This is a genomic window from Bacillus sp. EB106-02-03-XG38 (genome assembly GCF_058792175.1).
On sequence record NZ_JBYTED010000003.1, the window covers coordinates 179,179 to 179,525 of the forward strand.

Consider the following 347-nt stretch of genomic DNA (forward strand, 5'->3'; position numbering starts at 1 on the left):
GAAACAGAAGAGCGAGAAGAAGTGGAAGTAATTGCAGAAACAGAAGAGCGAGAAGAAGTGGAAGTAATTGCGGAAACAGAAGAGTCAGAAGAAGTGGAAGTAATTGCAGAAGCAGAAGAGCGAGAAGAAGCGGAATCTGTAGTACTTGAGGAAACGCAGCAAGAAATGGTGTTAAATGAAGCAATAGAACAAAAGAATGAATTCATACATGTTGCTGAGGCTGATGAACAAACGAAGAAAGATGTTCAAAGCTTTGCGGATGTTTTAATTGCAGAAGAACAACAAGTTGAAGAAGAAGCACCAGTCGCAGAAGAACAACAAGTTGTAAAGGAAGCACCGATTGCAGA

At 40.6% G+C, this 347-nt stretch carries 1 protein-coding gene; it reads left to right on the top strand.

Annotated features, from left to right (window positions below; translation table 11 throughout):
- Positions 1–347, top strand: a 347-nt coding sequence (locus AC3WTI_RS15360) for a hypothetical protein (protein WP_142937707.1), incomplete at both ends; no start/stop codon positions are given.